At 37.2% G+C, this 6,674-nt stretch carries 9 protein-coding genes and 1 pseudogene; 1 reads left to right on the forward strand and 9 read right to left on the reverse strand.

The window, feature by feature from the left end; all coding sequences use genetic code 11:
* Positions 1 to 196: pseudogene (locus tag O9324_RS24445) on the forward strand (IS630 family transposase); the annotation flags it as partial.
* A gap of 21 nt (positions 197 to 217) precedes the next feature.
* Here O9324_RS24445 and O9324_RS24450 read toward each other — a convergent pair.
* From O9324_RS24450 to O9324_RS24490, 9 genes are all read right to left on the reverse strand, one after another.
* Positions 218 to 691 carry a DUF29 domain-containing protein gene (locus O9324_RS24450; protein ID WP_288141554.1) on the reverse strand — a complete coding sequence of 158 codons (474 nt, stop codon included), beginning with the start codon at positions 689 to 691 and terminating at the stop codon, positions 218 to 220.
* A 125-nt stretch (positions 692 to 816) separates the two neighbouring features.
* Positions 817 to 981, reverse strand: coding sequence for a hypothetical protein (locus tag O9324_RS24455; RefSeq protein ID WP_288141555.1), 165 nt, complete (start codon positions 979 to 981; stop codon positions 817 to 819).
* A gap of 183 nt (positions 982 to 1,164) precedes the next feature.
* On the reverse strand, positions 1,165 to 1,365 hold the full coding sequence (locus tag O9324_RS24460) for a hypothetical protein (RefSeq protein ID WP_288141556.1): 201 nt from the start codon (positions 1,363 to 1,365) through the stop codon (positions 1,165 to 1,167).
* Positions 1,366 to 1,499: 134 nt separating this feature from the next.
* On the reverse strand, positions 1,500 to 2,822 hold the full coding sequence (locus tag O9324_RS24465) for an EpsG family protein (RefSeq protein ID WP_288141557.1): 1,323 nt from the start codon (positions 2,820 to 2,822) through the stop codon (positions 1,500 to 1,502).
* 65 nt (positions 2,823 to 2,887) lie between these two features.
* A complete protein-coding gene (locus O9324_RS24470; protein WP_193959605.1) occupies positions 2,888 to 3,694 on the reverse strand; it encodes an FkbM family methyltransferase in 807 nt (268 codons plus the stop codon).
* 25 nt (positions 3,695 to 3,719) lie between these two features.
* Entirely contained in the window at positions 3,720 to 5,075 is a 1,356-nt protein-coding gene (locus tag O9324_RS24475) for a flippase (protein WP_288141558.1), read from the reverse strand.
* Between the two features lie 168 nt (positions 5,076 to 5,243).
* The gene (locus O9324_RS24480; RefSeq protein WP_288141559.1) at positions 5,244 to 5,627 is read right to left on the reverse strand and encodes a hypothetical protein; all 384 of its coding nucleotides are present in this window, start codon (positions 5,625 to 5,627) and stop codon (positions 5,244 to 5,246) included.
* A gap of 84 nt (positions 5,628 to 5,711) precedes the next feature.
* Positions 5,712 to 6,032 (reverse strand): hypothetical protein, encoded by a 321-nt coding sequence (locus tag O9324_RS24485; protein ID WP_288141560.1) that lies wholly within the window; start codon positions 6,030 to 6,032, stop codon positions 5,712 to 5,714.
* Between the two features lie 75 nt (positions 6,033 to 6,107).
* Positions 6,108 to 6,491, reverse strand: coding sequence for a hypothetical protein (locus tag O9324_RS24490; protein ID WP_288141561.1), 384 nt, complete (start codon positions 6,489 to 6,491; stop codon positions 6,108 to 6,110).
* Positions 6,492 to 6,674: the final 183 nt, after the last annotated feature.

The following is a 6,674-nucleotide window of genomic DNA, read 5'->3' on the forward strand; positions in this document are numbered from 1 at the left end:
AAATTTAATTGAAAGGCTGTGGAAATTTGTCAAAAAGAAATGTTTATATGGTAAATATTATGAGAACTTTTCTGACTTTTCTTCAGCTATTTATGAATGTCTGAATGATGCCCATCTGAAACATAAAAAAGAACTGGATTCCTTACTGACTCTACGATTTCAGAAGTTTAATAAATCTCAGATTATGAACGTCTAAAGTATATATCACAATTCTAGGCTAAGACGCATTTAAGCAGAAATCATCATCCAAGAGCTGCTCAATTGAAAAAGGACAGGTGATTGGATAGTCATTTTCTAATGGTATGCGAACGTCAAATTTGGCTTTTTTTCCATCTCTAATTGCCAGCTGGCGAGCGTCTGGATAGACTGAGGAAACTGCTGTTGACAGATAGGGATTGAGAGATGGAGTATCTCGTAAGCTTTTTTGAACTCGCTGCCGGTGTTCGTTGATTGAATCATACCAACTGCCTGTCATAGTATCAGGCGCATCGCCTTGTATCTTGAGCTTGAGTAAATGAGCCAACAAAACCATTAAGTTACTTTCTAAGGCTCTTTTTTCTGACTTGCCCAAGTCTTGTAATTCCTCAATTAAGTGTTCAACGTCTAGTCGTTCAAATTGACGATCTTTTAATTGTTGGATTGTCTGCTCAATCCACAAGTCAAAATCAGAATCATATAAAATAGTGGACATTTCTCGCAGTTTTATTAATGATATAAATTGGGCAAGCTTAATGTTAACAAATATTGTCTGTTTTGTCAAGTAGCGATCACTTGATAATTGCCTTGTACTATTTATCTTCCTTAACCTTCCTTTTATTAACTGACTTCTCCATCTCTTGCAGAACTATAAACTTCTATTCCTAAATTTTTAGCTATTTCCTGCGCCTTGAAATCTCCCGTCAGTGAAATAGCTATCTTGCAGTTGGATTCTTGTTGGTGTCGCTGCTGATAAAATTGTACTTTTTTATCGAAAGTGTACATATCTTATTTACTTATAGGGGATTGGATTTCACCAATTATCAACAGTCCATTTTTGATTAACAAATCCAATTCTATCTGGTCTGGCCTGCCAAAGACTTCGCCTTCGTCATCCTATTCAGTAACATTAATCACCGGCACTCCGAAAGACTCTTCTAAAATTGCTTTCAGAGTATCGCGGAAAGATTACTCCGACTGCGGTTCCCATATCGCTCCCAAAGCATCAACACTACTGTCGTAATCGTCCCGCATTTCCCTATCTTGGAGAATTTCGGGGATTTCTTGGCGGATAATTGCTTTGATTTCTTCTTGTGTCATGGCTTTTCTTGCAGGCAGCATCTTTGCTCCTATTATATCAAAGGCGATCGCGGCTGTGTCCAACTTCATTTATCTTCACTTTGTTTGATCGCAAATAATGGTAGGATTAAAATCTGGAAGCTAAAACTTTAGGATGATTGAGTAAACACTTTTTTAGGACAGCAATCAACTAATGATACAGCAAAGAAGTTATTTGTGTATGTTTAACGAAATCTTTCTATTTGTACGTCGTTGGTAAAGCTTTCGTAAGCTAATTTTATGTACTCCAATATAGAATTTTCAAATGGTTGACCGTTAAGATAATATAATTCTACCTTTCCTTGATTATAAAGAAAATAGAAAAACCTGACAAATACAGCAATAAGGCTAATGGCAATAAAAATATTTTTTAGATCTGGAATTTTCCATTTTTTATCGAGAAGTTGGTAGTAGAAAATTCCAGAAAAACCAAGCAACAATAAACCAATTCTTAAACTAAAATGTCCACCAATATTACTTGTTATCAGACATAAGAAAAATAAATATGTAAAGATTATAGACATAATCAGATCTCTATTTTTATTTCTAGTAGATTGCTGATTTTTTTTTAACATGAAGCTATTGATCAAAAAAATAGTTAACAATTCAACTATTTTTGTACGACTAATTCCTAAGCCAGTATCTTTGTTTTCAGCAGCCCAGTAACGAGATTTTGCATATAAAGCTTCAGTTCCTTTAAGGATATCAAAAAACTTCAATAAAGTACCGTATCGAATACCGATCGCGAAAGCTGATATAAGTAAAAACAAAACTAGAATTTTAAAAACTAGATTATTCGTAAAGATAGAAAATAATTTGCGTATCCAATTAGTCCATTTTATTCCCCATATAATAATGGGCAAATACATAATGCTAGTAAAGTGAGTAAAAATACTTATCGCATAAAATCCCCAGGTAGCTATCTCACTCTCTAGATTAACTATAGCGAGTAGTACAAAGGTGCTGGCAATAAATTGCCTCATTAAAAATATTTGTATAAAGAACACTGGATTTGCTATTGTATAAAATAAAATCAAAGCAAAATTTTCTTTTGATAATTTAATAGCTATATAGATAGTCGCCAAATTAATAAATAAAGACCAACAGAATAAAAAAGAGTATCTAGAACCATTAGAAATTATATAAATAGGATAGCTCAATAAAGGGAGTATAAATTCAACACCTTTGCCATGAGCTAATTCAAATGGGCTATATCGCCCTAAGTCTTCATAGTTTGTTACATAAACTGCAGTATCAGAAATAATGTTCTGGGATGACGTAAAAATTGCAGTTGTTACAGCAATTAATATTAAAATTACTAAATTTAGCCCATTTATTTTATTTTTCTTGCTATTAAAATTAAAATGGATGAAAAGCAGAAGGGGAAAAATCCCAATTATCGGTATTATAATCCATACAATTAAGCCGAGAAATAGTAATACATATTTCAAGGAGCTATTGTGGTAGGATAGCTTCTTGACAAGATTAAGCGTTGGAAGATTAGTCATATAATAATCTCATATTTGTTTTGGATATTGTTTTAACGAAAAATAATTGTTAGTCTCAGTCCAGTCTATAGATTTAATCTATAGTTTTTATGTACGGCAACTATATTTTGATAGGCAAATATTTCACAAAAGATGGGACTATATGTATCTAATGGCAATAGATGACTTGGCAACATCCTAAAAATTTTATAATCTTCTAATAGGTCGTAAAAATCTTTAAAGAAAGTCCTACTAAAAATGTTCATTTCATTAAACTCAAAATGGATAATCTCAATCATACCTTTTTTAAGAGCTTCCTTCAGCCCCTCAAGGACACTGTATTCATTCCCCTCAACGTCAATTTTAAGCAAGTTTACTTTTTGTATATTCTGCTCAGACAAAAAGCTATCTAGATCGATAACGTCCACTAAATGTGAAACTGAGTTACACTGGCGAAGCTCATTAATAGCACCTCTATACAGAGAAGCATGAGATGAGCCATCTTGATTTTTATAATCATATAGTTCCAATTTCGATTTACTTTTACCGCAACCTAAATTCAAAGCCTTATACTTATTTTTAATGGCATTCTCTTGAAGTATTTTAAAAGTTTTCGGATGCGGCTCAAAGGCATAAATCATAACTCCTGAGTTAAGTTGTTTGATTAAGTTAGAATAATTGCCAACATTTGCTCCGATATCAAGTACGACTGAACCTGGTTGAAAATTTTTTGTCAGTTTGGCAAGAAAAGAATACTCACCACTTATCTTATCATTCTTCCAATTCAAAATTCCTAGAAAATTTAGTGTCAATGAATATAGCCTGACGTTGAAGCTATAAAAAAAAGGTCTTGCTAAAATCCATACTAAAAAGTTTCTGATTGTTTGTTTCATGACATTAGTTGTTTTAATTTCAAGACTATATTAGGATTCGCTTTATTTTATTAAAATAATTGAGATTTTGCTCAAAACGAAATGGTATAAACAAAGCTTTAGTTAACATCAGGCTATGTTTGAACATAGGAGGATAAAGTAAACAACTAATGTAACAAGCTACCGCCTGCGATAACATAGTTGCTATCGCCGCTCCCACACCGCTGTAGGGGGGAATAAGCAAGAAATTCAACCAGACATTGACAATCGCCCCTAATGAAGTTGTCAAAAAACTAAACCGAGTGAAGTTTTCAGCCATTAACCAGTTGCTGCGAGCCACCCCCAAAAAGACGAAAGGACCAGCCCAAATATGCCATGCTAGAATTGTACCAGCTTCAGCAAACTCCTTGCCGAGCAAAGTTGTCAACAAAGGTACTGAAGCAAAGGTCATAGGAATCGCTATCGACAGTGCCATCCAAGCCATGAGATCGTACAGTTGTTGTAGTCTAGCATAATATTCCTCTCCACTCCTCTGCTTCGCCCGCAGGATTGCGGGAAAGACAGAAGAACAAACTGCCATAGGAATAAAATACCAAATTTCTGAGAACCTGACCGCCGCCGCATAGTTTCCCACTGCTTGAGCATTTGCCATATTACCGAGCATAACTTGATCGATCTTCATGTAAATCGTTATCATGACACCCGATAGGATCAGCGGCCACGAATCTCGCAGCATTTCTAACCCTTTCGACCAATTGACTCTCCATTGCCATATAGATTGGTGGTACTTAGGGTAAACCCAGAGCATTCCCAGCACCTTCACAACCTGCTCTGCCAGAATTAACCAGACAAAAGCCATTAACGGCAACTTGAAGGCAATAAATGAAAGTTTGATCAGGGAACTCATAATTAACTGGACGCTTCTCAGAATAGCCAAGACTCCTGAAAGTACCTGTGATTGAAACCAAAACTCGATTGCGTCAAAAGCACTGAACATTAAGCTAAAGGAAATTATTAAGGTCATCCAGCGAACGTCAGGATCGGTCTCAAACGTCCAGATGGCCATACCAATTATAATAATTGTCAATAAACTGGCGATTAACTTTAGCACAAAAGCAGTACCCAAAATCTCTGGAGCGGCTTTTTCCTCTTGGACGATATTGCGGATGACGATGGCATTCAACCCCAATTGAGCGATCGCACTAAAAAGAGCGACAAAACTGGTAGTATAACTCAATTTTCCGAAATTTTCTGACCCTAAATATCTAATTACCCAAATTCCGACAAAAAAAGCTAGTATCATGGTCAGCAGACGCTCGGCAAATAGCCAACCGACATTGCCCAGAATCTTTCGCAATCCAGGACTCAGCTTTTCCACCACTGCTCTCCACTTTGCCACCATAATATTCTATCCTTTTCGATAGCTGAAACATCCTACTCGAGAGACCTTTTAACAATTTAGCCAACAATAATTTTTGCTCCATGATAGTTTATCAATTATTTTGTAAATTAGTTTCACAAAAGGTTAGGTTAAATTGTCGAGACGCAATCGCCGCTGGTTTTATCAAGCTTATGATTGATTTTCTGGTTTAATTTGCCGAATCAGATACCGTACCTCTGAGAGCAAAACCTCACAACGCTTGTCTGACTCTTCCTGTCTTTGCCTGATTGCGGCAATTTCTGCTTGCCGAGCTTCATTTTCTCGCTGTTGTTGAGCAGCTATTTGTAACAGCGCTTGTGCAGTTATTCTTACCCCATCTACTGATTCTCTGACTTCCGATACCGATTCTCGCAATTCCGAAACTGAGTCTCTGACTTCCGATACCGATTCTCGCAATTCCGAAACTGAGTCTCTGACTTCCGATACCGATTCTCGCAATTCCGAAACTGAGTCTGCCAATTCATCTAGCATCTCATCTGTCCATCTCGTCCGTTCTCCATCCCTTCTTGTCATGGCTTGTTTTTCTCTCTTCTCAGTTTCAATAGCTGCTTAAATTATAGATAATTATAGACGCAATCGCCGCCATTTTCCTCAAGCTTATGATTGATTTTCTGGTTTAATTTGCCGAATCAGATACCGTACCTCTGACAGCAAAACCTCAAAACGCTTGTCTGACTCTTCCTGTCTTTGTCTCATTTCATCCATATTACGCTGTTGCTGTGCTGCCATCTCGAGTAAAGCTTGTGCAGTTATTCTTACTCCATCCACTGAATCTCTAACTTCTGAAACTGATTCTCTCAATTCCGAAACCGATCCCCTCAATTCCGAAACCGATTCTTTGACTTGCGAAACTGAGTCTGCCAATTCATCTAGCATCTCATCTGTCCATCTCGTCCGTTCCCCATCCCTTCTTGTCATGGCTTGTTTTGCTCCCTATTTAATTTTTGATAACTACTTGAATTTTACACGCAATTGCCGCCATTTTCCTCAAGCTTATGATTGATTTTCTGGTTTAATTTGCCGAATTAAATAGCGAACTTCTGACAGCAAAACCTCAAAAGGCTTGTCTGACTCTTCCTGTCTTTGTCTGATTTCAGCAATTTCTGCTCTCCTTGCTTCATTTTCTCGTTGTGGCTGTGCGGCGATTTGTAGCAGAGCTTGTGCTGTCAATTGTAACCCTTCTACTGAATCTTTAACCTCTGAAACCGATTCCCGCAATTCCGAAACTGATTCGCGCAATTCCAAAACTGATACCAAATTTCTGAATCCATGACAGACATCCACGCTCGAATGCTTGCCAAGCCAGCATTCGTTGTGACGCGAATAAAGAACAATGGTATGAGTCTTTGACTCCCGAAACTGAGTCTGCCAATTCATCTAGCATCTCATCTGTCCATCTGGGGTGTCCAGCCGAGCTTCCGGTCATCGGAAATTTTGGGTCTGAAACCCCGCCGTTCTAGGTTGGCTTTACGTTAGAATTAAAAGGCCAGTCTCGAAAACCAAGTGGACGGCGCAGCACCTTGAAAACTCGGCTTAGGGGGTTCCGACCAGAAAAGCTTG

The sequence above is a fragment of the Microcystis sp. LE19-84.1B genome (genome assembly GCF_027531875.1).
GTDB classification, from domain to species: Bacteria; Cyanobacteriota; Cyanobacteriia; order Cyanobacteriales; family Microcystaceae; genus Microcystis; species Microcystis panniformis.

Coding starts and splice junctions, on each gene's coding strand:
- O9324_RS24450 (WP_288141554.1), bottom strand. CDS start 691: ATGTCCACTATTTTATATGATTCTGATTTTGACTTGTGGATTGAGCAG.
- O9324_RS24455 (WP_288141555.1), bottom strand. CDS start 981: ATGTACACTTTCGATAAAAAAGTACAATTTTATCAGCAGCGACACCAA.
- O9324_RS24460 (WP_288141556.1), bottom strand. CDS start 1,365: ATGAAGTTGGACACAGCCGCGATCGCCTTTGATATAATAGGAGCAAAG.
- O9324_RS24465 (WP_288141557.1), bottom strand. CDS start 2,822: ATGACTAATCTTCCAACGCTTAATCTTGTCAAGAAGCTATCCTACCAC.
- O9324_RS24470 (WP_193959605.1), bottom strand. CDS start 3,694: ATGAAACAAACAATCAGAAACTTTTTAGTATGGATTTTAGCAAGACCT.
- O9324_RS24475 (WP_288141558.1), bottom strand. CDS start 5,075: ATGGTGGCAAAGTGGAGAGCAGTGGTGGAAAAGCTGAGTCCTGGATTG.
- O9324_RS24480 (WP_288141559.1), bottom strand. CDS start 5,627: ATGACAAGAAGGGATGGAGAACGGACGAGATGGACAGATGAGATGCTA.
- O9324_RS24485 (WP_288141560.1), bottom strand. CDS start 6,032: ATGACAAGAAGGGATGGGGAACGGACGAGATGGACAGATGAGATGCTA.
- O9324_RS24490 (WP_288141561.1), bottom strand. CDS start 6,491: ATGAATTGGCAGACTCAGTTTCGGGAGTCAAAGACTCATACCATTGTT.